This is a genomic window from Pseudomonas sp. 2835 (assembly GCF_050435905.1).
In the GTDB taxonomy this organism is placed as follows: domain Bacteria; phylum Pseudomonadota; class Gammaproteobacteria; order Pseudomonadales; family Pseudomonadaceae; genus Aquipseudomonas.
The window spans coordinates 21,455-46,250 of the sequence record NZ_JBNDLE010000008.1 but is presented as its reverse complement, the minus strand read 5'-3'; the positions used below and the strand labels follow the sequence as shown (position 1 = coordinate 46,250).

General features: G+C 62.0%; 25 protein-coding genes. 12 read left to right on the top strand and 13 right to left on the bottom strand.

The genetic code is table 11. From position 1 onward, the window contains the following. The first annotated feature begins 50 nt into the window (after positions 1–50). The 4 genes from ABIE20_RS13580 (at position 51) to ABIE20_RS13565 (ending at position 5,370) form a co-directional block, all read left to right on the top strand. Positions 51–1,433: a glutamine synthetase family protein gene (locus ABIE20_RS13580; RefSeq protein WP_045199574.1), complete on the top strand. Its 1,383-nt coding sequence runs from the start codon at positions 51–53 to the stop codon at positions 1,431–1,433. A 17-nt stretch (positions 1,434–1,450) separates the two neighbouring features. Continuing rightward, entirely contained in the window at positions 1,451–2,944 is a 1,494-nt protein-coding gene (locus tag ABIE20_RS13575; protein ID WP_429505527.1) for an aldehyde dehydrogenase, read from the top strand. A 14-nt stretch (positions 2,945–2,958) separates the two neighbouring features. After that, entirely contained in the window at positions 2,959–3,738 is a 780-nt protein-coding gene (locus tag ABIE20_RS13570; RefSeq protein WP_429505526.1) for a gamma-glutamyl-gamma-aminobutyrate hydrolase family protein, read from the top strand. Positions 3,739–3,849: 111 nt separating this feature from the next. After that, a complete protein-coding gene (locus ABIE20_RS13565; protein ID WP_429505525.1) occupies positions 3,850–5,370 on the top strand; it encodes an APC family permease in 1,521 nt (506 codons plus the stop codon). Positions 5,371–5,391: 21 nt separating this feature from the next. Here ABIE20_RS13565 and gmk read toward each other — a convergent pair whose 3' ends face one another. Together gmk and ABIE20_RS13555 are read right to left on the bottom strand one after the other, a co-directional pair. Next, on the bottom strand, positions 5,392–6,012 hold the full coding sequence (gene gmk / locus ABIE20_RS13560) for a guanylate kinase (protein WP_429505524.1): 621 nt from the start codon (positions 6,010–6,012) through the stop codon (positions 5,392–5,394). A 13-nt stretch (positions 6,013–6,025) separates the two neighbouring features. Continuing rightward, complete coding sequence (locus ABIE20_RS13555) at positions 6,026–6,889, bottom strand: YicC/YloC family endoribonuclease (protein ID WP_429505523.1); 864 nt, start codon at positions 6,887–6,889, stop codon at positions 6,026–6,028. 237 nt (positions 6,890–7,126) lie between these two features. Between ABIE20_RS13555 and rph the strand changes: the two genes are divergently transcribed. Further along, positions 7,127–7,849 (top strand): ribonuclease PH, encoded by a 723-nt coding sequence (rph, locus tag ABIE20_RS13550; RefSeq protein WP_429505522.1) that lies wholly within the window; start codon positions 7,127–7,129, stop codon positions 7,847–7,849. 24 nt (positions 7,850–7,873) lie between these two features. Then, a complete protein-coding gene (locus ABIE20_RS13545; RefSeq protein ID WP_429505521.1) occupies positions 7,874–8,242 on the top strand; it encodes a DUF4870 domain-containing protein in 369 nt (122 codons plus the stop codon). Positions 8,243–8,308: 66 nt separating this feature from the next. On the opposite strand, the gene ABIE20_RS13540 is transcribed toward ABIE20_RS13545, so the two are convergent. Then, positions 8,309–9,088, bottom strand: coding sequence for an exodeoxyribonuclease III (locus tag ABIE20_RS13540; protein ID WP_010225880.1), 780 nt, complete (start codon positions 9,086–9,088; stop codon positions 8,309–8,311). An 80-nt stretch (positions 9,089–9,168) separates the two neighbouring features. On the opposite strand from ABIE20_RS13540, the gene pyrE reads away from it, so the two are divergent. Beyond that, on the top strand, positions 9,169–9,810 hold the full coding sequence (pyrE, locus tag ABIE20_RS13535; RefSeq protein ID WP_010225878.1) for an orotate phosphoribosyltransferase: 642 nt from the start codon (positions 9,169–9,171) through the stop codon (positions 9,808–9,810). Positions 9,811–9,851: 41 nt separating this feature from the next. Here the strand turns inward: pyrE and argB are convergent, their stop codons facing one another. The 5 genes from argB to coaBC form a co-directional block, all read right to left on the bottom strand. Beyond that, positions 9,852–10,757, bottom strand: coding sequence for an acetylglutamate kinase (gene argB, locus ABIE20_RS13530; protein ID WP_045199591.1), 906 nt, complete (start codon positions 10,755–10,757; stop codon positions 9,852–9,854). A gap of 29 nt (positions 10,758–10,786) precedes the next feature. Beyond that, positions 10,787–12,178, bottom strand: coding sequence for a phosphomannomutase/phosphoglucomutase (locus ABIE20_RS13525; protein WP_429505520.1), 1,392 nt, complete (start codon positions 12,176–12,178; stop codon positions 10,787–10,789). Positions 12,179–12,312: 134 nt separating this feature from the next. Further along, the gene (locus ABIE20_RS13520; protein ID WP_429505519.1) at positions 12,313–13,107 is read right to left on the bottom strand and encodes a hypothetical protein; all 795 of its coding nucleotides are present in this window, start codon (positions 13,105–13,107) and stop codon (positions 12,313–12,315) included. A gap of 14 nt (positions 13,108–13,121) precedes the next feature. Continuing rightward, positions 13,122–13,577: a dUTP diphosphatase gene (dut, locus tag ABIE20_RS13515; RefSeq protein WP_429505518.1), complete on the bottom strand. Its 456-nt coding sequence runs from the start codon at positions 13,575–13,577 to the stop codon at positions 13,122–13,124. A gap of 6 nt (positions 13,578–13,583) precedes the next feature. Further along, a complete protein-coding gene (gene coaBC / locus ABIE20_RS13510; protein WP_010225871.1) occupies positions 13,584–14,792 on the bottom strand; it encodes a bifunctional phosphopantothenoylcysteine decarboxylase/phosphopantothenate--cysteine ligase CoaBC in 1,209 nt (402 codons plus the stop codon). Positions 14,793–14,925: 133 nt separating this feature from the next. Between coaBC and radC the strand changes: the two genes are divergently transcribed. Continuing rightward, positions 14,926–15,600 carry a RadC family protein gene (gene radC / locus ABIE20_RS13505; protein ID WP_429505517.1) on the top strand — a complete coding sequence of 225 codons (675 nt, stop codon included), beginning with the start codon at positions 14,926–14,928 and terminating at the stop codon, positions 15,598–15,600. Here the strand turns inward: radC and ABIE20_RS13500 are convergent. Continuing rightward, positions 15,597–17,186: an ABC transporter substrate-binding protein gene (locus ABIE20_RS13500; protein WP_429505516.1), complete on the bottom strand. Its 1,590-nt coding sequence runs from the start codon at positions 17,184–17,186 to the stop codon at positions 15,597–15,599. The two genes, radC and ABIE20_RS13500, sit on opposite strands and share 4 nt — an antisense overlap. Before the next feature lie 362 nt (positions 17,187–17,548). Here ABIE20_RS13500 and rpmB point away from each other — a divergent pair, with 362 nt between their 5' ends. Beyond that, positions 17,549–17,785, top strand: a complete 237-nt coding sequence (gene rpmB / locus ABIE20_RS13495) for a 50S ribosomal protein L28 (RefSeq protein WP_010225868.1) — start codon at positions 17,549–17,551, stop codon at positions 17,783–17,785. Positions 17,786–17,796: 11 nt separating this feature from the next. Further along, a complete protein-coding gene (rpmG, locus tag ABIE20_RS13490) occupies positions 17,797–17,952 on the top strand; it encodes a 50S ribosomal protein L33 (protein WP_010225867.1) in 156 nt (51 codons plus the stop codon). 68 nt (positions 17,953–18,020) lie between these two features. On the opposite strand, the gene ABIE20_RS13485 is transcribed toward rpmG, so the two are convergent. Next, positions 18,021–18,224, bottom strand: coding sequence for an I78 family peptidase inhibitor (locus ABIE20_RS13485; protein WP_429505515.1), 204 nt, complete (start codon positions 18,222–18,224; stop codon positions 18,021–18,023). Between the two features lie 83 nt (positions 18,225–18,307). After that, entirely contained in the window at positions 18,308–18,667 is a 360-nt protein-coding gene (locus ABIE20_RS13480; RefSeq protein WP_429505514.1) for a cupin domain-containing protein, read from the bottom strand. Positions 18,668–18,866: 199 nt separating this feature from the next. Between ABIE20_RS13480 and ABIE20_RS13475 the strand changes: the two genes are divergently transcribed. Together ABIE20_RS13475 and ABIE20_RS13470 are read left to right on the top strand one after the other, a co-directional pair. Beyond that, the gene (locus tag ABIE20_RS13475; RefSeq protein WP_429505513.1) at positions 18,867–20,360 is read left to right on the top strand and encodes an aldehyde dehydrogenase; all 1,494 of its coding nucleotides are present in this window, start codon (positions 18,867–18,869) and stop codon (positions 20,358–20,360) included. Positions 20,361–20,446: 86 nt separating this feature from the next. Continuing rightward, the gene (locus ABIE20_RS13470; protein WP_429505512.1) at positions 20,447–21,586 is read left to right on the top strand and encodes an MFS transporter; all 1,140 of its coding nucleotides are present in this window, start codon (positions 20,447–20,449) and stop codon (positions 21,584–21,586) included. Here ABIE20_RS13470 and ABIE20_RS13465 read toward each other — a convergent pair. Continuing rightward, complete coding sequence (locus ABIE20_RS13465; protein ID WP_429505511.1) at positions 21,583–23,139, bottom strand: phospholipase D family protein; 1,557 nt, start codon at positions 23,137–23,139, stop codon at positions 21,583–21,585. The two genes, ABIE20_RS13470 and ABIE20_RS13465, sit on opposite strands and share 4 nt — an antisense overlap. 59 nt (positions 23,140–23,198) lie before the next feature. Further along, the gene (locus ABIE20_RS13460) at positions 23,199–24,629 is read right to left on the bottom strand and encodes a PLP-dependent aminotransferase family protein (protein ID WP_429505510.1); all 1,431 of its coding nucleotides are present in this window, start codon (positions 24,627–24,629) and stop codon (positions 23,199–23,201) included. Between the last annotated feature and the right edge of the window lie 167 nt (positions 24,630–24,796).

The window sequence follows — 24,796 nt, the reverse complement described above, 5'->3', positions numbered from 1 at the left end:
AGTAGTACCTCCTCCATGTCGTTCGATAAAAAATCAAAGGATGCCTAGCCATGACGTCGGTCTCCCCGTGCGCCATCCCTCTCGATGAGATGGGCGAATTTCTCCAGGCCCACCCTGAGGTGCAATTTGTCGATCTGCTGATTGCAGACATGAACGGCGTGGTGCGTGGCAAGCGCATCGAGCGTGCAAGCCTGGTTAAAGTCTACGAAAAAGGCATCAACCTGCCGGCTTCGCTGTTTGCCCTGGACATCAACGGCTCGACCGTCGAAAGCACCGGCCTTGGCCTGGACATCGGCGATGCCGACCGCATCTGTTTCCCGATCCCCGGCACCCTGGCCTACGAGCCCTGGCAAAAGCGCCCGACCGCGCAACTGCTGATGACCATGCACGAGCTGGACGGCACGCCGTTCTTCGCCGACCCGCGGGAAGTGCTGCGCAGTGTGGTCGAGAAGTTCGATGCGCTGGGCCTGGATATCTGCGCGGCGTTTGAGCTTGAGTTCTACCTGATCGACCAGGACAACCTCAACGGCCGCCCGCAACCGCCGCGCTCGCCGATCTCCGGCAAGCGCCCGCAGTCGACCCAGGTGTACCTGATCGACGACCTCGACGAATACGTCGATTGCCTGCAGGACATGCTCGAAGCTGCCAAGGAGCAGGGCATCCCGGCGGATGCGATCGTCAAGGAAAGCGCCCCGGCGCAGTTCGAGGTCAACCTGCACCACGTCGCCGATCCGATGAAGGCCTGCGACTACGCGGTGTTGCTCAAGCGCCTGATCAAGAACATCGCCTACGACCATGAAATGGACTCCACCTTCATGGCCAAGCCCTATCCGGGCCAGGCTGGCAACGGGCTGCACGTACATATCTCGTTGCTGGACAAGAAAACCGGCAAGAACATCTTTACCAGCGAAGACCCTGAGCAAAGCGAAACCCTGCGCCACGCCATCGGTGGCGTGCTCGAGACCATGCCGGCGTCGATGGCCTTCCTGTGCCCGAACATCAACTCCTATCGGCGTTTCGGCGCCCAGTTCTATGTGCCCAACGCACCGAGCTGGGGCCTGGACAACCGCACCGTAGCGGTACGCGTACCGACCGGCAGCAGCGATGCCGTGCGCATCGAGCACCGGGTCGCCGGCGCTGACGCCAACCCGTACTTGATGATGGCGGCGATTCTCGCCGGTATCCACCATGGCCTGACCAACCAGATCGAGCCGGGAGCGCCAATCGAAGGCAACTCCTACGAGCAGCTGGAGCAGAGCCTGCCGAACAACCTGCGCGATGCGCTGCGTGAACTCGATGACAGTGAAGTGCTGAACAAATACATCAGCCCGGACTACATCGATATTTTTGTCGCCTGCAAGGAAAGCGAGATGGCCGAGTTCGAGGTGTCGATTTCCGACCTCGAATACAACTGGTACCTGCACACGGTGTGACGCCGGAGAGAACAACAATGACAACAGCACCACGCCAGCACTGGGAACAGCTTTTCCAGGGCCTGAACATCGAAGGCCGCGCCTTTATCGACGGCCAGTACTGCACCAGTGTGTCCGGCGAGACCTTCGAGTGCGCAAGCCCGGTCGACGGCCGCCAGCTGGCACATATCGCCAGCTGTGACAGCGCCGACGCCGAGCGCGCGGTAGCTGTGGCCCGGCGCAGTTTCGACAGTGGTGTCTGGGCCAATCAGGCCCCGGCCCAGCGCAAGCGGGTGCTGATTGCCTTTGCAGATTTGCTGCTGGCCAATGTCGAAGAACTGGCATTGCTCGAGACCCTGGACATGGGCAAGCCAATTGCCGATTCCCTGAGCATCGACATTCCGGCGGCGGCCAACGCCATTCGCTGGAACGCCGAAGCCATCGACAAGATTTACGACGAAGTTGCTGCGACCCCGTCCGACCAGCTGGGTTTGGTCACCCGCTCGCCGGTCGGCGTGGTCGCGGCCATTGTTCCGTGGAACTTTCCACTGATGATGGCCTGCTGGAAACTCGGCCCGGCCCTGGCCACCGGTAACTCGGTGATCCTCAAACCGTCCGAAAAATCGCCGCTGACTGCCATTCGTATCGCCCAACTGGCGATCGAAGCCGGTTTGCCGGCGGGTGTCCTCAACGTGTTGCCAGGCTACGGCCACACCGTAGGCAAGGCCCTGGCACTGCACATGGACGTCGATACCCTGGTGTTCACTGGTTCCACCCGTATCGCCAAGCAGTTGATGGTGTACGCCGGTGAGTCGAACATGAAGCGCGTCTGGCTCGAAGCCGGTGGCAAGAGCCCGAACATCGTCTTTGCCGACGCCCCGGACCTTCACGCCGCCGCCGAAGCCGCGGCCGGCGCCATCGCCTTCAACCAGGGCGAAGTGTGCATTGCCGGTTCGCGCCTGCTGGTCGAGCGCAGCATCAAGGAGCGCTTCCTGCCGATGGTGGTCGAGGCCCTCAAGGCCTGGAAGCCCGGCCATGCGCTGGATCCGGACACCCGCGTCGGCGCCTTGGTCGACACCACCCAGCTGGAGACCGTGCTCGGTTATATCGAGGCCGGCAAGGCTGACGGTGCCACCCTGGTGACCGGCGGCGAGCGGGTACTGGAAGACACTTGCGGTGTTTATGTGCAGCCGGCGATCTTCGATGGCGTTACCAATGCCATGCGCATCGCCCGCGAAGAAATCTTCGGCCCGGTGCTGTCGGTGATCACCTTCGACAGCGCCGAGGAAGCCATCGCCATTGCCAACGACTCGCCCTTCGGCCTGGCCGCGGCAGTGTGGACCAGCAACATTTCCCGTGCCCACAACACCGCCCGCGCCCTGCGTGCCGGCAGTGTCTGGGTCAACCAGTACGATGGCGGTGACATGACCGCCCCGTTCGGCGGCTTCAAGCAGTCGGGCAATGGCCGGGACAAATCGCTGCACGCTTTTGACAAATACACCGAACTCAAGGCGACCTGGATCAAGCTGTAAGGGAGGGTGAACCCATGCAAACTACCGCCGCATTGCCGCCTTTGATCGGCGTTTCCGCTTGCCGCCAGCAACTGGGCAAGAACTCGTCGCACACCGTTGGCGACAAATATGTCGAGGCCGCAGGCTTTGCCGGGATCCCCCTGATCCTCCCGGCCAGGGCCGAGCCCAGCGACCCGCGCCGCGTACTGGAGCGGCTCGATGGCATTCTTTTTACCGGTTCGCCTTCAAATGTCGAGCCGCATCATTACAATGGCGCCCCCAGCGTGGAAGGGACCAAGCACGACGTATATCGCGATCGGCTGACCCTGCCCCTGCTGCAGGCGGCGATTGCCGACGGCGTACCAGTGTTCTGCATCTGCCGTGGCTTCCAGGAACTCAATGTGGCCCTCGGTGGCACCCTGCACCAGCGGGTGCAGGAACTGCCTGGCTACCTGGATCACCGCGAGCCGCAGGATGCCCCGCTGGAAGAACAGTACAGCCCCCGTCACCTGGTCACTGTCCAGCCCGGTGGGCTGTTCGAGCGCCTGGGGATGGAGCACAGCTTCATGGTCAATTCGCTGCACAGCCAGGGTATCGATCGCCTGGCTGACGGCTTGCGTGCCGAGGCATTGGCCCCTGATGGACTGATCGAAGCGGTGTCGATGGAAGACGCCCCAGGCTTTGTGGTCGGTGTGCAGTGGCACCCCGAGTACCGCTTTGCCGACAACCCGGTCTCGCTGCGCCTGTTCCAGGCGTTCCGTGAGGCATGCCTGGCCCGTGCCACGGGCTCGCAGATCCGGGAGAAGGCCCTATGAGGTCAGCCGGTTGATCCGGTTTGAAGTACCACGCAACAGGTTTCAATGAGTGAAAGCGGACACCCCGCGGGGCGTCCTGAAAAACAATACCAATATTGGCGGCAACTACTCATGAGTGAACATAAAGCAGGCCTGTCCCCAGGTGAGGGTGGGCGATCCAAAGGGCTGGCCAAGGGCCGGCTCGGACTGCTGGCCAGCATTGTGCTGGGCATTTCCACCATCGCTCCGGTCTATACCCTGACCGGCGCGCTGGGCCCGACCGTGCGTGAAGTCGGGGCTCATCTGCCGGCGGTATTTATCGTCGGCTTCCTGCCGATGCTGCTGGTGGCCCTGGGTTACCGCGAATTGAATGCGGCCGAGCCGGACAGTGGTACGTCCTTTACCTGGTCGGCACGGGCGTTCGGCCCGATGATCGGCTGGATCGGCGGCTGGGGGCTGGTTACCGCAACCACCATCGTGCTGTCCAACCTGGCCGGGGTGGCCGTCGACTTCTTCTATCTATTCCTTGGGCAGATCACCGGCAGCCACGAGGTGGCTGCGCTGAGCGACAACCTGTTGATCAATGTCGTCACCTGTTGCGTGTTCATCGCCATGGCGGTGTGGATCTGCTGTCGCGGCATCGCCACGACCATGACTGTGCAGTACGGCCTGGTGGCCTTGCAGCTGGTGGTGCTGGTGGGCTTTGCCATGGCTGCGTTTGGCGAGTCGTCGGCGACGCCACCGCTGGCGTTCGACCTGGACTGGTTCAACCCCTTCGGCGTTGAGTCGTTCTCGGCTTTTACCGCCGGCCTGTCGCTGTCGATTTTCATTTTCTGGGGCTGGGACGTGTGCCTGAGCATCAGTGAAGAATCGGTCGGCAGCGGTGATACCCCTGGCCGTGCGGCAACCCTGACGGTGCTGCTGATTCTCGGCCTGTACCTGGTCACGGCAATCGCCACCCTGCAGTTTGCCGGGATCGGTGACATCGGCCTGGGCCTGAACAATCCGCGCATCCAGGAAAACGTCTTCGCTCACCTGGCCGGTCCCGTGATGGGCCCGCTGGCAATCCTCATGTCGATCGCTGTGTTGGCCAGCACTGCTGCCTCGCTGCAGTCCACCTTCGTGTCGCCAGCACGTACGCTGCTGGCCATGGGTTACTACGGGGCCGTGCCTGAGCGTTTCGCCAGTGTCTGCCCGCGTTCGAAAACCCCGCGTTATGCCACCATCTGCGCTGGCGTCGCAGCAGGCGTGTTCTACGTGACCATGCGCACCCTCAGCGAGAACGTCCTGGCTGACACCATCACCGCCCTGGGCATGATGATCTGCTTCTACTATTCGCTGACCGCCTACGCCTGTGTCTGGTACTTCCGCCACAGCCTGTTCGACAGCCTGCGTCACTTCCTGTTGCGCGGCCTGTGCCCGCTGCTCGGCGGCGGCATTCTTTCGGTGATCTTCCTGCAGACGGCCATCGACAGCGCTTCGCCGTCGTTCGGCAGCGGTTCGCATGTGGGGGGGTTGGGCCTGGTGTTCGTGATCGCAATGATCATCACCGTACTCGGCCTGGTGCTGATGATGCTGTCGCGCCTGCGTGCGCCGGCGTTCTTTCTGGGCATGACCCTGCACCGTCACGCCACGGTCTCCAGCCGCCGCTAAGCGGCTGGAGTGGTCGGTTGCTCAGGCAAGCAATTGCTTGAGCAGCTGGCCATGACGCTGCTGCTGGTTGGCCTGCAGCAGGCGATTGGCGCGGAACACCGCTTTGAGGTCTTCCAGGGCCGTGGCGAAGTCATCGTTGATGATGACAAAGTCATACTCGTCGTAGTGACTCATCTCGCTCACTGCTTCACGCATCCGTCCTTCGATGATCTCGTCGCTATCCTGGCCCCGATTGGTCAGGCGCTGGCGCAAAGCTTCCTGGGTCGGCGGCAGGATGAAGATCGAACGAGCCTCGGGCATCAGCTTGCGCACCTGCTGGGCGCCTTGCCAGTCGATCTCGAGGATCAGGTCGTGGCCTTGGTCGAGCGCCTGTTGCAGCGCGCTGCGCGAAGTCCCGTAGAAGTTACCAAAAACCTCGGCCTGCTCGAGGAAGTCACCTTGCTCGATCATCAGCTTGAACTCGGTGTGCTCGACGAAGTGGTAGTTCACGCCGTGCACTTCGCCCGGGCGCATGGCCCGGGTGGTGTGCGAGACCGACACCTGGATGCTGTTGTCAGCATCGATCAGGGCTTTGACCAGGCTGGTCTTGCCGGCGCCGGAAGGGGCCGAAACGATATAGAGGGTACCGCTGCTGTGATTCATGGTCGGGGTGGCCTTACTCAATGTTCTGTACTTGTTCACGCATCTGCTCGATCAGTACCTTGAGGTTAACCGCGGACTGGGTGCTGCGTGGGTCGAAGGCTTTGGAGCCCAGGGTGTTGGCTTCGCGGTTGAGCTCCTGCATCAGGAAGTCCAGGCGCCGGCCGGCGGCGCCGCCGGACTTGAGCACCCGGCGCACTTCGGTGACGTGGGTACTCAGGCGGTCGAGCTCTTCGGCAACGTCGCTCTTTTGCGCGAGCATGACCATCTCTTGCTCCAGGCGCTGTGGGTCGAGCTCGGCCTGCATGTCGTTGAAACGATCGAGGACCTTCTGCCGTTGCGCGGCGAGCATCTGCGGCACCAGGGCGCGTAAGGTGGTGACCTCGCTGGCCATGTTGTCCAGGCGCTCGTTGATCAACCGGGCGAGCTCAGCGCCTTCACGGTTGCGGCCGTTCTTCAGCTCGTTCAGGGCCTCTTCGAACAAGGCCATGGCCTCGCTGTTGAGCGCCTGCGGGTCGGCGGCATCGGCCACCAGTACCCCGGGCCAGGCCAGTACTTCGAGCGGGTTGAGCGGCGCCGGCTGCTTTATCAGGCTGGCCACCGTCTCGGCGGCGGCAACCAGTTGCGCGGCGCGCTCACGGTCGACCTGCAGGGCCTTGCCGCTGTTCTCTTCGTTGAAGCGCAGGGTGCATTCGACCTTGCCGCGCGACAGCCCTTGGCGCAGGCTTTCGCGCACGGCACCTTCGAGGTCGCGGAAGGCCTCTGGCAGGCGCAGGTGCGGCTCCAGGTAGCGATGATTGACCGAGCGCAGTTCCCAGATCAGGGTGCCCTGGCTACCGGCGCGCTCGACACGAGCAAAAGCGGTCATGCTGTGCACCATGGGAAGTACCTCGCGCAAAAGATGAAGAAAAGCCAAGCGGCTGAAGGCGCAGGATTGTAGCGCAGTGCGGCGCTGGCTCCCAATCCACTGATGTTACAAACCCTCACGCGGTTCCCGCAAAAACCCGACCTGCGGCCCTGGGCCGTCTGTTTCGGGCCCTGCGACAATAGGCGTGTCCTCATTGCCCGGCGCGCTCTATAATGCTGGGCAGATTCAAGTCCAGTACAGGTATCCCAAATGAAACGTCCAAGTGGTCGCGCTGCCGATCAGCTCCGCTCGATCCGCATCACCCGCAACTACACCAAACACGCCGAGGGGTCAGTACTGGTCGAGTTCGGTGACACCAAAGTCATCTGTACCGTCAGTGTCGAGAACGGTGTCCCGCGCTTCCTCAAAGGCCAGGGCCAGGGCTGGCTGACAGCCGAATACGGCATGCTGCCGCGTTCCACCGGCGAGCGTAACCAGCGCGAAGCCAGCCGCGGCAAGCAAGGCGGCCGCACTCTTGAAATCCAGCGCCTGATCGGCCGCTCCCTGCGCGCTGCGCTGGACATGAGCAAGCTGGGCGACATCACCCTGTACGTCGATTGTGACGTGATCCAGGCTGATGGCGGCACCCGTACCGCTTCGATCACCGGTGCCATGGTTGCCCTGGTCGACGCCCTGCGCGTGGTCAAGAAGCGTGGCGGCCTGAAGGGCGGTGACCCGCTCAAGCACATGATCGCTGCCGTTTCGGTAGGCATGTACCAGGGTGAGCCGGTGCTCGACCTGGACTACCTTGAAGACTCGGCCGCCGAGACCGACCTGAACGTGGTGATGACCAGCGCAGGCGGCTTCATCGAAGTGCAGGGCACTGCCGAAGGCGCGCCATTCCAGCCTGAAGAGCTCAATGCCATGCTGGCACTGGCGCAAAAAGGCATGGTTGACCTGTTCGAATTGCAGCAGGCCTCGCTGGCTGACTGATAACCCCACGCCCAGGAGCAGAACATGAGCGAGCAACCCTTGCAGTTGCCCACCCCCAGCGCCGACGTCCGGCAATGGGCGATGTTCTGTCACCTGGCTGCCTTGCTCGGCCTGGTCTTCCCCTTCGGCAGCCTGTTGGGGCCGCTGGTGATGTGGATCTGGAAGAAGGACGTCGACCCGTTCGTCGATGCCCAGGGCAAGGAGGCGCTGAACTTCCAGATCACCGTGTTCATCGCCGGGGTCATCTGCGGGCTGCTGATGTTCATCCTGATTGGCATTGTGCTGTTTGGCATGCTGATGATCGCCGTGCTGATCCTGACCATCATTGCCGGGGTCAAGGCCAACGAAGGTAAGCCTTATCGCTACCCGCTGACCTGGCGACCGATCAAATAGTGATCAGCTAAAAGCTGCAGCCACAAAAAAACCGACGTGATGTCGGTTTTTTTGTGGCTGCACGACTTAGATGGTCAGCGTCCAGTCGTAATCCACGATCAGCGGCGCGTGCTGGGAGAAGCGCGGCTGGCGTGGCAGGCGTGCGCTGCGCACGAAGCGGCGCAGGCCCGGGGTCAGCAGCTGGTAGTCGAAGCGCCAGCCCAGGTTGAGCATCTCGGCCTGCTCGTTGTCTGGCCACCAGCTGTACTGGTCGCCTTCACGGCTGACTTCGCGCAGGGCATCGACATAACCCATATTGCCGACAATCTCGTCCATCCAGGCCCGCTCTGGCGCCAGGAAGCCCGGAGACTGCTGGCCATCGCGCCAGTTCTTGACGTCGAGCTTCTGCTGCGCCACGTACAACGAGCCGCAATAGATGTACTCACGACGCTTGCGCCGTTGCTTGTCCAGGTACTTGGCGAAGTCGTCCATCAACTTGAACTTCTGGTTCAAGTCTTCATCGCCGTTCATTCCCGAAGGTAGCAACAGGGTTGCAATACTTACCTTGTCGAAATCGGCCTGCAGGTAACGTCCGTAGCGGTCGGCTGTCTCGAAGCCCAGGCCGCTGATGACTGCCTTGGGCTGCAACCGCGAATAAAGTGCCACGCCGCCTTGGGCGGGAACTTCTGCGTCGCAGGCATAAAGGAAGTAGCCATCGAGCTGGAAAGCTGGGTCGTCGAGTTCAAAGGCCGAGGCGCGGGTATCCTGAAGGCAGATGACGTCAGCATTCTGGGCTTGTAGCCAGCTGAGCAAACCACGCTCAACGGCAGCCTGAATGCCATTAACGTTCACACTGATGATCCGCATAAATGGCCCCAAAAATCTCGTGCGTGTATGATACCCGAGCTGTACTCAATTAGCTAAATCCGTGGTATCCGGGACTCTTCATGCAGCCGTATCAGCGCGACTTCATTCGTTTTGCCATCGACCGCGGGGTTCTGCGCTTCGGTGAATTCACCCTCAAGTCCGGGCGCACCAGCCCGTACTTCTTCAATGCCGGCCTGTTCAACAGCGGTTCGGCCCTGGCTCAGCTCGGGCGTTTCTATGCTGCGGCGATCGTCGACAGCAAGATCCCGTTCGACGTGCTGTTCGGCCCGGCCTACAAGGGTATCCCCTTGGCGGCAGCCACTGCCGTGGCCCTGGCCGAGCACCATGACCTGGACCTGCCATGGTGCTTCAATCGCAAAGAGGCCAAGGCTCACGGTGAAGGCGGCAGCCTGGTCGGCGCACCGCTGACCGGCGACGTACTGATCATCGACGACGTGATCACTGCCGGCACCGCCATCCGCGAAGTCATGCAGATCATCCAGGGCCAGCAAGCCAAGGCTGCTGGCGTACTGATCGCGCTGAACCGCCAGGAACGCGGCAACGGTGAGCTGTCGGCGATCCAGGAAGTGGAGCGCGACTTCGGCATTCCGGTGGTGAGCATTGTCTCGCTGACCCAGGTGCTGGAGTTCCTCGCCGACGATCCTGCGCTCAAGCAGCACTTGCCGGCCGTCGAGGCCTACCGGGCCCAGTACGGTATCTGAGGCAAATAAAAAGGCGACCCGAGGGTCGCCTTTTTTGTGCCTTAGCGCGGCTTGTGGTTGGTGATCAGGGTGCCTACGCCGCTGTCGGTGAAGATCTCCAGCAGCACCGCGTTCGGTACCCGGCCATCGATGATGTGCGAGCTGTTGACCCCGCCTTGCACTGCTTCCAGGGCGCAACGGATCTTCGGCAGCATGCCGCCGTAGATGGTGCCGTCGGCGATCAGCTCATTGACCTGCTCGGTGGTCAGGCCGGTGAGCACGGTGCCCTGCTTGTCCATCAGGCCGGCGATGTTGGTCAGCAGCATCAGCTTTTCAGCCTTCAGCGCTTCGGCAACCTTGCCTGCCACCAGGTCGGCGTTGATGTTGTACGACTCGCCATTGGCGCCCACGCCGATTGGTGCAATCACCGGGATGAAGTCACCTTTGACCAGCATGTTGAGCAGATCGGTGTTAACCCCGACCACCTCGCCCACGTGACCGATGTCGATGATTTCCGGGGTTGTCATCTCTGGGGTCTGGCGGCTGACGGTGAGCTTTTTCGCGCGAATCAGCTCGGCATCCTTGCCGGTCAGGCCGATGGCGCTGCCGCCATGACGGTTGATCAGGTTGACGATGTCCTTGTTGACCTGGCCGCCGAGGACCATCTCCACCACGTCCATGGTTTGCGCGTCGGTAACGCGCATGCCATCGATGAAGTGGCTTTCGATCGACAGGCGCTTGAGCAAGTCACCGATCTGCGGGCCACCACCGTGTACCACCACCGGGTTGATGCCGACTGCTTTCATCAGCACCACGTCGCGGGCAAAACCGGTTTTGAGCTCTTCGCTCTCCATCGCGTTGCCGCCGTATTTAATCACCAGGGTCTTGCCGACAAAGCGGCGAATGTAAGGCAGCGCTTCGGACAAAACCTGGGCGACATGGGTGGCGGCATCGCGATCGAGGGTCATGCAGGGCTCCAATTGGAACAGATAGTCGGTCAGAACTCGGGTTGCAGGTCAGGGGCAGCGCGCTTCAACTGGGCGCGGAATACCTCTTTGATACGCTGCAGTTCGGCATCATTGTCGGCCTCGAAGCGCAATACCAGCACCGGCGTGGTGTTGGAGGCGCGAACCAGGCCCCAGCCGTGGGGGTAGTCCACCCGCACACCATCGATGGTGGTCAGGCTGGCGTCGTTGCCCCAGTCGGCGTCGCGTTGCAGTGCATCAATGATGCTGAATTTACCCTCGTCGGTCACATCAATATTGATTTCCGGCGTGGAAATATCGTTCGGGAACGCCGCGAACAGCTGTTCGGCATCGGTTTTGGCCTTGCTGAGGATTTCCAGCAGGCGTGCGGCACTGTAAATGCCGTCGTCAAAACCATACCAGCGTTCCTTGATGAAAATATGGCCGCTCATTTCACCGGCGAGCAGGGCGCCGGTCTGCTTCATCTTCTTCTTGATCAACGAGTGACCGGTCTTCCACATTAGCGCGCGGCCGCCGTATTGCTCGATCAGCGGGGTCAGGCGGCGGGTGCATTTGACGTCGAAGATGATCTCGGCGCCCGGATTGCGCTCCAGTACGTCCTGGGCGAACAGCATCAGCAGGCGGTCGGGGTAAACAATGTTGCCGGTGTTGGTGACCACGCCGACGCGGTCGCCATCGCCGTCGAAGGCCAGGCCCAGGTCGGCGCCGGTTTCCTGGACCTTGGCGATCAAGTCGACCAGGTTCTCAGGCTTGCCCGGGTCCGGGTGGTGGTTGGGGAAGTTGCCATCGACCTCGCAGAACAGCGGGATCATCTCGCAGCCCAGGGCCTCGATCAGTTGCGGGGCAATGACACCCGCCGCGCCGTTACCGCAGTCGACCACCACCTTGAGCTTCTTCGCCAGCTTGATATCGCCGGTGATCTGCTTGAAATAGCGCTCGAGGATTTCGACTTTCTCGACGCTGCCTTCGCCGCGGCTCAGGTCGTTGGTCTGCAGGCGGATCAACAGTGCCTGGATCTGCTCGTTGGCCAGGGTGTCGCCGGCGATGACGATCTTGAAACCGTTGTAGTTCGGCGGGTTGTGGCTGCCAGTGAGCATTACCCCGGACTTGCCGGCCAGCACGTTGGCGGCGTAGTACAGGGCGGGGGTTGGTACCAGGCCGACATCACTGACCTTGCAGCCGGCTTCGACCAGGCCCTTGATCAGTTGTTCGACCAGCATCGGCCCGGACAGGCGGCCGTCACGGCCCACCGAGATGTTCGGTTCACCCTGGGCCAGGGTTTGAGCGCCGATGGCGCGACCAATCCAATAGGCGGTCTCGGCGGTCAGGGTGTCACCGACCACGCCGCGGATGTCATAAGCGCGGAAGATGCTGGCGGGAAGGTTCGGGGTCACTCGTTCCATGCTGGTCACCTGTGAAACTCCAATCTGAAAGGGTTGCTGAGAGCGTCAGCGGCAGCCACTGCGCGAGTCAATATGTCCGCCTTTGACGGCATTTTCGCGACAGAGTTCGCGGATACAGTCTGTTCTGTCTGCATTCAGCTGTTGTTTGCCGCTCCATTCCTGGACCGTCTGGCGGTTAACCATAAGCCGCTGACCAGGCCGGTCAACGCCAGAAAGGCGGCGAGCAGCAACCAGGGGTTGAGCCTGAATGTCGAGGCGTTCTCGGTCAAGGGGCCGGGCTGAATCCCCAAGGTCCAGGTGGCGTTGGCAGTACCCAGCTGGTGCAATGCCGGCGCCTGGCTGTGGCCGTGGCTGAAAAGTTCGACGGGTGGGTCGTTGAAAACCAATTGTGTCAGTCGTATCTGACCAAGCGTACCCGTATCGCGCTGCAGTGGGTCAGTGAAGCGTGAGAGCGCGAATGTGAGCACCAGAATGGCTTGTACGGGGGCGTCAGCGGACTCACGCAGTGCGGTGACGCTGTAAACCCGTTGCTGTCCAGCTTCAGGATAGGCTTCAAGGGCAGGCGGAACGCCGCGCTCGGCGCGCCTGACCATGTCGAGCACGGGCTCGCTCACGGGAGGGCTCGAGGCGGCCTGTCCAGGTTTGAGCAACTGTGCCGCCACCAGGCCGTCGAGGTGGGCGAATGCGCTGAGCAGCTTTTGTGGGTCAGGTGACTGTACCAATGCCAGTACCACCGGGCTTCTGATCAGGGCGTCCACCTCGCGGGTGACGCCAATGATCGAGGCGTCCAGGTGCGATACGAACGCACCGGCCTGGGCGTAAGCCAGGTTGTTACGGTGGTCACGCTGGCCAGGCAGCACTGCGGTAAACCAAGTCAGTAGTACGCCCGCAAGCAGGCCAGCCAGGGCTATCAATAGCCCCGGCAGCACCTGCTGGAATCGCCTCAATGGCTACCGGAATGACCGAAACCGCCAGCGCCACGCTGGCTTTCGTCGAAGGTTTCGACGATATCGAAGTGCGCCTGTACCACGGGTACCAGCACCAGCTGCGCGATGCGCTCGCCGATGGCGATGGTGAATGGCGTCTGGCCGCGGTTCCAGCAGGAGACCATCAGCTCGCCCTGGTAGTCGGAGTCGATCAGGCCGACCAGGTTGCCGAGGACGATGCCGTGTTTATGGCCAAGGCCTGAGCGCGGCAGGATCAGTGCTGCCAGGCCTGGATCGCCGATGTACACCGATAGGCCGGTCGGAATCAGCAGTGTCTGGCCGGGTTCGAGGACGGTGTCTTGCTTGAGCATGGCGCGCAGGTCGAGACCGGCCGAACCGAGGGTGGCGTACTGCGGCAGTGGGAACTCGCTACCGATGCGTGGATCGAGAATCTTGGCTTGTAGAGCGTGCATGCGAAGTTAAACCTGGTTAAGACGTTCGGCAATGAAGGCTACCAGCTGGCGGGCGATCTTACCCTTGCTGGTCTGCGCGAAAACTGTTGCGTGAAGTTGACGGTCGATGACGCTGCAGGCGTTCTCCTCGCTGTTGAAGCCGATGCTGGGGTTGGCCACATCGTTGGCGACAATCAGGTCGAGGTTCTTGTCCTTGAGCTTGCGCGCGGCGTAATCGAGCAAGTGTTCGGTCTCGGCGGCAAAGCCGACGCTGAACGGGCGGTCAGGACGGGTGGAAATGCTGGCGAGAATGTCCGGGTTGCGGACCATCTGCAGCAGCAGGCCGTCACCTGTCGTAGGGTCTTTCTTGAGTTTTTGCGGGGCCACCACCTCTGGGCGGTAGTCTGCGACTGCTGCCGAGGCGATGAATACATCGCAGGGTATGGCCGCTTCACAGGCGGCGAGCATGTCGCGGGCGCTGACCACGTCGATGCGGGTGACGCGATCGGGTGTTGGCAGGTTCACCGGGCCGGTGACCAGGGTCACCTTGGCACCAGCTTCCACAGCCGCTTCAGCCAGGGCAAAGCCCATTTTCCCCGAGCTGTGGTTGGTGATGTAGCGCACCGGGTCGATGTTTTCCTGGGTCGGGCCGGCAGTTATCAGCACGTGTTTGCCGGTCAGCGACTCGCGCTTGAAAGTCTCGGCGGCGCACCAGGCAAGGTCAGTGGCTTCGAGCATGCGGCCAAGGCCCACGTCGCCACAGGCCTGGCTGCCGGAGGCCGGGCCGAACACCTGGATATCACGGCTTTGCAGCAGCTCCAGGTTGGCCTGGGTGGCCGGGTCGCGCCACATCGCCTGGTTCATCGCCGGGGCCACGGCCACGGTGGCGTCGGTGGCCAGCACCAGGGTGGTCAGCAGATCGTCGGCGACACCTTGGGCGAGGCGTGCGAGCAGGTCAGCGGTGGCTGGGGCAATCAGCACCAGGTCGGCCCACTTGGCCAGTTCGATATGGCCCATCGCCGCTTCGGCAGCAGGGTCCAATAGGTCCATGTGCACCGGGTGGCCGGACAGGGCCTGCATGGTTAGCGGGGTGATGAATTCGGCCCCGCCACGGGTCATGACGACGCGCACTTGGGCGCCGTGTTCCAGGAGTCGGCGAACCAGCTCGGCACTCTTGTAGGCGGCAATGCCGCCGCCGACGCCGAGAACGATGCGCTTCCGATACAGCCGCTGCATAGGCTTGCCTTTTGCTCAGTGATTACACGCGGCGACGACGCCTCCCCAGGCCGGTTCGTCGCGTAAAAATGAGCGGCTAATGTAGCACAGGGCTGAAACCGGGAGCAGTAACCGAAAGACAGAGGGAATTGTCATGAGTATCAGGGATTGGCCCGCAGCGGAACGGCCGCGGGAAAAACTGCTGGAGTCAGGGGCGGGCAGCCTGTCGGATGCCGAGCTGCTGGCGATCTTTTTGCGCACCGGCGTACGCGGGCGTAGCGCGGTTGACCTGGCCAGACACTTGCTCGGGCGCTTCGGCAGCCTGCGCGGACTGCTGGAGGCCGATAGCCGCAGCTTCAATGGTGAACTCGGGCTTGGGCCGGCAAAGTTCGCTCAGTTGCAGGCCGTACTGGAAATGTCACGGCGCCACCTGGCTGAGCGACTGCGGCGTGATTCAGCCTTGCAGAGCCCGCAGGCGGTCAAGGACTACCTCAAGGCGCGCCTACGCCACGAGCCTCATGAGGTATTCGGTTGCCTGTTTCTCGACAGCAAGCACCGCGTGCTGGCCTTCGAGGCGCTGTTCCAGGGCTCGATCAACAGCGCCAGCGTCTATCCCCGGCAGGTGATCAAGCGCGCCCTGGCCCATAACGCCGCGGCGTTGATCCTCTGCCATAACCACCCTTCAGGGGTCAGCGAGCCCAGCGATGCCGACCTGGTGCTGACCCGGCGCCTGACCAAGGCGCTGGACATGATCGAAGTGCGCGTGCTCGACCACTTTGTCATCGGCGACGGTGAGCCGCTGTCGATGGCCGAGCATGGCTGGCTTTAGCGCGAGGTGCTGACCCCGGCAAAGTCCTGGCGGCCGAACGGGCTGACCTGATAACCCTGTACATCCTTGCGCGCCAGCACGGCGGCCGTCGGGTGGGCCAGAGGCAGCCACAAGGCCTGCTGCTGGATCAGCGTCTGTGCCTGCTGGTACAGACGGCTGCGCACGCTCTGGTCGTTGGTGGTCTTGCCGGCGCTGATCAACTGGTCGAGGCGCTGATCGCAGTAACGGGCGAAGTTTGTTCCGGACTTGACCGCGGCGCAGGAAAACTGCGGGCTGAGGAAGTTGTCGGGGTCGCCGTTATCACCGGCCCATCCCATGAACAGCAGGTCGTGCTCGCCGGCCTTGGCCCGGCGGATCAACTCGCCCCACTCGATCACGCGGATTTCAGCCTTGATGCCGATCTTGCCCAGGTCAGCCTGCAGCAACTGCGCGCCAAGGCTGGGGTTGGGGTTGAGCAGGCTGCCTTGCGGGCGGGTCCAGATGGTGGTGCTGAAGCCATCCTTGAGGCCGGCCTTGGCCAGCAGGGCCCGGGCCTTGTCGAGGTTGGCCGGATAGCCCGGCAGGTCCTTGGCGTAGCTCCAGGTGTTGGGCGGGAACGGGCCATTGGCGGCGACAGCAGTGCCTTCGAATACGGCCTTGAGGTAGCTGACCTTGTCGAAGGCGAGGTTGATGGCCTGGCGCACTTCTGGCTTGTCCAGCGGTGCGTGCTGGCTGTTGATGGCGACGAAAGCGGTCATGAAGGCTTCGGTCTTTTCCACCTTGAGGGTCGGGTCCTCGCTAGCCGCGGCGATATCCAGCGGTTTCGGCGACAGGGCTATCTGGCACTCGTTGCGCTTGAGCTTTTGCAGGCGCACGTTGGCATCGGGGGTGATGGCGAAGATCAGCGCGTCGACACCCGGCTTGCCGGCAAAGTAGTCCGGGTTGGCCCGGTAGCGAATCACCGCGTCTTTCTGGAAACGATTGAACACAAACGGACCGGTGCCGATTGGCTGGCTGTTGAGCTTCTCCGGGGTGCCGGCCTTGAGCAGCTGGTCGGCGTATTCGGCGGAGTAGATCGAGGCAAAGCCCATGCTCAGGGTGGCCAGGAAGGTGGCGTCGGGGTGGTCAAGGGTAAAGCGCACGGTCAGCGGGTCTATCGCCTCGATCTGCTTGATCAGGCTTGGCAACTGCAGCGACTGTGCGTGCGGGTAGCCGCTCTGGGCGATCTTGTGCCAGGAGTGGGCTGGGTAGAGCATGCGCTGGAAGCTGAACAGTACGTCGTCGGCGTCCAGGGTACGGCCGGGCTTGAAGTAGCCGGTACTATGGAATTTCACCCCCGGGCGCAGCTTGAACTCGTAGATCAGGCCGTCCGGCGATACCGTCCAGCTTTCGGCCAGGCTTGGCACGACCTGGCCCTGGCGTGCGTCGAACTCGACCAGGCGGTTCATCAGCACATCAGCCGAGGCATTGGTGGTGGTCAGCGAGTTGTACTGGACCACGTCGAAGCCTTCGGGGCTGGCTTCGGTACACACGCTCAGCGCAGCCGCCTGGGCGAAAACCGGGCCGAGCAAGGCGGCGAAAAACAGGGGTAGAACGGCAGCGCGCATGGGGATTCCTTGGCTGATCGATGGCCCATCTGCCAGTGCAGTCTGGAAAAGTCCTACCCTAGTGTGCTGTGAGACAAATGACCATATCCTTTTTTGCCGATTGGGCGACGGGCGGTCGACAGCCGGCCGGGCCAGTGGTTATGCTGCTCCGGCGTGTCGAACAGCAAGTCAAAGCACATCTTCTGTTGTTGTGCTCTGGTCTTTCTGGTATAAAGCAGCGCTCTTTTCTAGGGGCTCGGCTTGTCGCATCTGCTGACCGAGTCGATAAGACCCTGAAGAAACACGGCGCCTGGCGCCAAAGACTGAGAGATTAAGCGGCCAACCCATGCCGGGTTGGGCATGTGGTTTTAGAGGGCTGAGGCATGTCGAGAGTCTGTCAAGTTACCGGTAAGGGTCCGGTAACCGGGAATAACATTTCCCACGCAAACAACAAAACCCGTCGTCGTTTCCTGCCGAACCTGCAGCATCATCGCTTCTGGGTCGAGTCCGAGAAGCGTTTCGTGCGTCTGCGCGTATCTGCCAAAGGCATGCGCATCATCGACAAGCGCGGCATTGATGCCGTTCTGGTCGACATTCGCCGTAACGGCGCTAAGGTCTAAGGGAGAGAATCATGCGTGAATTGATCCGTCTGGTGTCGACCGCTAATACCGGCCACTTCTACACCACCGACAAGAACAAGCGCACCACTCCGGACAAAATCGAAATCAAAAAATTCGATCCGGTTGTTCGCAAGCACGTGATCTACAAGGAAGCCAAGATCAAGTAATTGATCCGGCTGACGAAAAAAGGGCCCGTATCTCAGGATACGGGCCCTTTTTTTATGCCGCTTTGGAATTAGCTGAAATGAAACGACTGGATGATGCCTTCGTCGTTAGCAATCACCTGGATACGGCTCGGGTCGTACTCACGGGTGGAGAACTCACCCGCACCGACCACGCGAGCGCGGCCGGTCATTTCGCTGATGTAGGCCTTGGCACTGGGTACATAGCGGGTGCCGACAAGGTGATTGATGTGGTGCAGGACTTCTTCGTTGGTCATGGCGTTGCTTCCTTTCATTGAGTAAATACCCGGTTGGGCAGCGCCATGCTCCGTCGGTCAGGTCCGGCCCGAGTGGTAGTTATTTACTTCTGCTCGAACATCACATAGATCTTGCGGCACGGCTCCAGCACTTCCCAGGTGCCCTTGAAGCCCGCCGGGATCACGAAGCGGTCGCCCGCGCGGAGGGTTTTTGCCCCGCCGTCCCCGTCGCGAAGCACCGAGACGCCTTGAACGATCTCGCAATACTCGTGTTCGGTGTAATTGACGGTCCATTGACCGACTTCGCCTTCCCAGACGCCGGCGGCGAATTGTCCGCAAGGGCTGGCATAGTGGTTGTAGACGGCCTGATCAGGTTCACCCTTGAGTATCTTTTCCGCGGCCGGACGATAGCGTTCAGCTTCGGTCAGTACTTGGGCAAAGTCGATGATCTGGTCAATACGCATGGTCGGGTCCCCTTTTTGTTGTTTAATAAAATGAACATCAGTAGGTGTTTGGTGTGATTATGTCAAATATATTGAAAATTAGGGTGCCGGTGGTTTAGGGTGGCAGGTGCCTGTGCGCCTGTGTCGCCCAGCCAGAATTTTCGACAGTGCCCCCAAGCCCTCGCGCGGCACTGCACCTTAACAAGAGGAGGAGTTTCGTATGACCACCCTGACTCGTGCGGACTGGGAACAGCGTGCCCAGCAACTGAAGATCGAAGGCCGTGCTTTCATCAATGGTGAATACACCGCTGCCGTTTCCGGCGCCACGTTCGAGTGCCTCAGCCCGGTCGACGGACGCCTCCTGGCGCAGATCGCCAGCTGCGACGAGGCTGATGCCAACCGCGCCGTGGAAAACGCCCGCGCCACCTTCGCCTCCGGCGTCTGGTCGCGCCTGGCCCCGGCCAAGCGCAAGGCCACCATGATTCGTTTCGCCGCCCTGCTCAAGCAGAACGCCGAAGAGCTGGCCCTGTTGGAAACCCTGGACATGGGCAAGCCGATCAGCGACTCGCTGAACATTGACGTGCCCGGTGCCGCCCAGGCCCTGAGCTGGAATGGTGAAGCGATTGACAAGATCTACGACGAAGTCGCCGCCACCCCGCATGATCAGCTGGGTCTGGTGACCCGCGAGCCAGTAGGCGTGGTTGCCGCCATCGTGCCGTGGAACTTCCCGCTGCTGATGGCTAGCTGGAAACTCGGCCCGGCCCTGGCCACTGGTAACTCGGTGGTGCTCAAGCCTTCGGAAAAATCGCCGCTGACCGCCATCCGTATCGCCCAACTGGCGATCGAGGCAGGTATCCCGGCGGGTGTGCTCAACGTGCTGCCAGGCTATGGCCACACTGTCGGCAAGGCCCTGGCCCTGCACATGGACGTCGATACCCTGGTGTTCACTGGCTCGACCAAAATCGCCAAGCAACTGATGATCTATGCAGGCGAGTCGAACATGAAGCGCGTTTGGCTGGAAGCCGGCGGCAAGAGCCCGAACATCGTCTTCGCTGACGCTCCGGACCTCAATGCCGCCGCCGAAGCCGCCGCCAGTGCCATCGCCTTCAACCAGGGCGAAGTCTGCACCGCAGGTTCGCGCCTGCTGGTCGAACGCTCGATCAAGGACAAATTCCTGCCGCTGGTGCTCGAAGCACTCAAGGCCTGGAAGCCGGGCAACCCGCTGGACCCAGCCACCACCGTCGGTGCCCTGGTCGATACCCAGCAGATGAACACCGTGCTGTCCTACATCGACGCCGGTCACAGCGATGGCGCCAAGCTGCTGGTAGGTGGTAAGCGCATTCTTGAAGAAACCGGCGGCACCTACGTCGAACCGACCATCTTCGACGGCGTGACCAACGCCATGAAGATCGCCCAGGAAGAGATCTTCGGCCCGGTGTTGTCGGTCATCACCTTCGACTCCACCATCGACGCGATCAACATCGCCAACGACACCCCGTACGGCCTGGCCGCCGGTGTCTGGACCGCCGACATCTCCAAGGCGCACCTGACCGCCAAGGCCCTGCGTGCCGGTAGCGTGTGGGTCAACCAATACGATGGCGGCGACATGACCGCACCGTTCGGTGGCTTCAAACAGTCGGGTAACGGCCGTGACAAGTCGCTGCACGCGCTGGACAAGTACACCGAGCTGAAGGCGACCTGGATCAAGCTGTAAATCCAGGCGGACCGTCGCGGGGCAAGCCATCTTCCACAGTGTGGGAGCGGGCTTGCCCCGCGATTTTTTTCGGGAGAAAGACGCCGATGCGTTGGGGAACCTACTTTGCCGTGCTGGCAGCCGTGCTCAGCGTCGGTCTGGCTCTGGGCGTCAGCATGCCGCTGGTGTCACTGCGGCTGGAAAGCTGGGGTTACGGCAGCTTTGCTATTGGCGTGATGGCGGCGATGCCGGCCATCGGCGTGCTGGTTGGTGCCAGCCTTTCCAGCCGTCTGGCGGCACGTTTCGGCACACCCGGGCTGATGCGCCTGTGCCTGTGGGCCGGGGCGTTGTCCATCGGCTTGCTGGCGCTGCTGCCCAGCTATCCGTTGTGGCTGGCCTTGCGCCTGCTGATCGGGATCATCCTGACCATCGTCTTCATCCTCGGCGAAAGCTGGATCAACCAACTGGTGGTCGAGCAGTGGCGCGGCCGTCTGGTGGCACTGTATGGCAGCAGTTATGCCCTGAGCCAGTTGGCCGGGCCGCTGTTGCTTGGCGTGGTGGGCTCGGAAGATGACCTGGGTTTCTGGATCGGTGCCGGGTTGCTGATTGCCGCGCCGCTGGTGCTGCTTGGTCGCGACGGTGCACCGAGTGCCGAAGCCTGCAGCGTTACCTTTGCCGACCTGTTCGGCTTCTGCCGGCGCTTGCCGGTGATCGCCTGGGCCATTGCCCTGTTCGCTGCCTTCGAGGCGATGATCCTGACCTTGTTGCCGGTCTACTGCTTGCAGCAGGGCTTCACCACTGAAATAGCCCTGTTCATGGTCAGTACCGTAGTGGTGGGCGATGCGCTGTTGCAGTTGCCAATCGGCGCGCTGGCCGACCGCATGTCGCGGCGCACGTTGTTCAGTGGTTGTGCCTTGACCCTGCTGGCTTCCAGCCTGGCAATCCCGCTGCTGCTGCAGACGCCGCTGATCTGGCCGTTGTGGGTGTTGTTTGGCGCCAGTGCCGGCGGCCTGTTCACCTTGTCGCTGGTGCTGATTGGCGAGCGCTACCGCGACGACGCACTGGTGCGCGCCAATGCTCACGTTGCGCAGCTATGGGGCATCGGTTGCCTGATCGGGCCACTGGCGGCAGGGGCGGGCAGTCAATGGGTCAGCGGGCATGCGCTGCCGCTGTTCATGGCTGTGGGGGCATTCGGCCTGGTGCTGCTCGCGCGGCGGCCCAATGCCTTTGAGCCGGCGCCAGTCTAGAGCATCTTCTCCAGGCCCACAGCCTTGCTGATCCAGGCGTTGAAGCGCCGCCACAGACCGCCGGGCTCGGTGGTCAGGGTGTGCAGGCGGTGGTTGTCCTCGGTCACCCAGACCAGTTGGCCATCGACCAGCTGCGGCTGGTAGCTGAGCGCCGGGGCCATACCCTGGGCGGCTAGCTCGCGGGTGTATTCGGCCAGTTCCGGGCTGTCGACCAGCACACCGACCTCGGTGTTCCACAGCACCGAGCGCGGGTCGAAGTTGAATGAGCCAATGAAGGTCTTCTTGCGATCGAAGACGATCGCCTTGCTGTGCAGGCTGGAGTCGGAGCTGCCGCGAAAATTGATGCTGCGGCTCGAACTCGGGTCGCCTGGTTGACGGCGCAGTTCATACAGATGCACGCCATGCTCGAGCAGCGCCTTGCGATAGGGCGCGTAACCGCCATGCACCGCGGGCACATCGGTGGCTTCCAGGGAGTTGGTCAGCAACTTTACCGAAACGCCTTTGTCGGCATGGCTGGTCAGGTAGAGCAGGCCGGACTCGCGAGGTACGAAATAGGCCGAGATCAGGATCAGCTCGTGCTGGACGTTGTTCAGGTCTGGCGCCAACTGTTGGGTCATCAGTAGCCGCGGGTCAGGTTCATCACGGGCCAGGACCTTGCTCGGTGCGTCCCAAAGCGCCTGGTTATGGGCCCAGATCAGCTCGTTGCGCCAGACATCCAGGCGTGGCCGGGTCTGATAGGCCATCAGCCGGTCATACAGGGCCTTGCGCTTGATCCGCGCCTCGGCCAGTGATGCCTCCAGGCGCTGGCGGCTATCGCGCAGGTCGCTGGCATCGGGCTGGGTGAACAGAAAATCGCCAATCGGCTTGCTCAGTGCGCTATTCCAGTACTGGTCGAAACTGTGCCCCAACTGTTCGGCCACCGGGCCGACGCCGAGCAGGTCGATGTCAGTGAAATTCAGGTTGGGTTCGGCATCAAAGTACTCATCGCCCAGGTTGCGCCCACCGACGATGGCCATGCTGTTGTCCACCAGCCACAGCTTGTTGTGCATGCGCCGGTGCTGCAACGACAAGTTGAACAGACGGCCCATGGCCCGGGTCACGCCAGTGCTGCGACCGAGGTGCAATGGGTTGAACACGCGAATGTGGATGTTCGGGTGCGCCGCCAGGGTGCCGATCAGTTCGTCGAGGCCATCGCTGGTGGTGTCGTCGAGCAGGATGCGAACGCGCACGCCACGGTCGGCAGCCTGGAGCAGTTCGTGCACCAGCGCACGGGTGCTGAGGCCATCGTGGACGATGTAGTACTGCAGGTCGATACTCGTCTGGGCGTTGCGAATCAGCTCGGCGCGGGCACGGAAGGCTTCATTGCTGTTGGGCAACAGGCGAAACCCTGAGCGCCCGTCGTAGGCCGAGGCCTGGCGCTGCACTGAACGGCCGAAAGCCGAGTCGCTGGCTGGCAGGGCCTGGCTGACCTCCCGTGGCTGGCTGACGCTGGCACAGCCACCGAGGCCGAGCAACAGCGACAGCAGTAGTGGCAGCACCCGCTGGCTTTTCAACAAAATTCGTCCTGTACAACTGAGGCGTATGAATATGGACCGCAAGCGGCGGCGCAAAGTTACCCGTCGATGTGCTCCTGGGCCAGTAGACGAATGGCGGTCTCGCCAACCTTGCGCACCGCCGCTTCGATTTCGGCGCTGGGGCGTGCTGCAAAGTTCATTCGCAGGCAGTTACGGTATTTGCCTGAGGCCGAGAAAATGCTGCCGACGGCGATTTGCACCCCTTGCTTAAGTAAAGCGCGGTTCAGGCGCAGTGTGTCGAAACTTTCCGGTAACTCCACCCAGAGCATGAAGCCGCCTTGTGGCCGGCTGGCACGGGTGCCCGGTGGAAAGTAGCGGGTGACCCAATCGCTCATCTGGTCGCGCCCGCGCTGGTACTGGCTGCGCATGCGCCGCAGGTGCGGTTGGTAGTGACCGCCTTCGATGAAGTCGGCGATGGCCAGTTGCGGCTGGGTGGCGGTGCAACCGGTGCTGATGTACTTCATGTGCAGCACCCGTTCCAGATAGCGGCCGGGGGCTACCCAGCCAATGCGCAGGCCGGGCGCCAGGGTCTTGGAGAACGAACTACACAACAGCACCCGGCCGTCTTCGTCGAACGACTTGATGGTCCGCGGCCTGGGGTAGGTGTAGGCAAGGTCGCCGTACACATCATCTTCGAGGATCGCCACGTCAAAGCGTTGCGCGAGGGTCAGCAAAGCCTTCTTGCGCGCCTCGGGCATGATGTAGCCGAGGGGGTTGTTGCAATTCGGGGTGATCTGGATGAGCTTGATCGGCCACTGCTCCAGGGCCAGTTCCAGGGCTTCGAGGCTGATCCCTGTGAGTGGGTCGGTAGGGATTTCCAGGGCTTTCATGCCCAGGCCCTTGAGGGTCTGCATGGCGCCATGAAAGCTGGGAGAATCTACTGCGACGATATCGCCGGGCTGGCACACCGCACGGATGCTGCTCGACAGCGCTTCGTGGCAACCGGTAGTAACCACCAGGTCCGCCGGGCTCACGGTACAGCCGGAGTCGAGCATCAGCCGGGCGATCTGCTCGCGCAGGGCCTGGGTGCCGGAGATGGTGTCGTAATACAGGCCGGGCATGTCCTGGCGCCGGCTAAGCTGGGCAAGGCTACGCAACAGCGGCTTGAGAGTCGGGCTGTCGATATCGGGCATGCCACGGCCCAACTGTACGACATCCTTGCTCGGTACGCTGCGGATCAGCTCGATGACCTGCTCCCACTGGGAAATATCCACCGGGCGTTGGGCCGGGCGGCTGACATCGGGAAGGGCAGGCAGGCTGCGACTGTTGGGCACGAAGTATCCGGACTTGGGCCGGGGCGCGGCCAGGCCATTGTCTTCCAGCAGGCGGTAAGCCTGCTGCACGGTGCTAAGGCTGACACCATGCTCGATGCTCAGGGCGCGCACCGAAGGCAAGCGATCGCCGGGGCGGTACAAACCTTGTTCGATGCGGGCGCCGAGCAGCTCGGCGAGGTTGATGTACAGCGTCATGGCATACTCCGGAAAACGGCTACAGCAACTGACCAATACAGATGAAGAAAAAATACAGCATTCAGTAGGAAATCTGCCAATTCTGTATGGAAATAATAACCGCTTTTTGGATCTGTAATGGTTTTGCCCAGGCGCGCATGCTTTCTCCACGGTTCACACACCCTGGA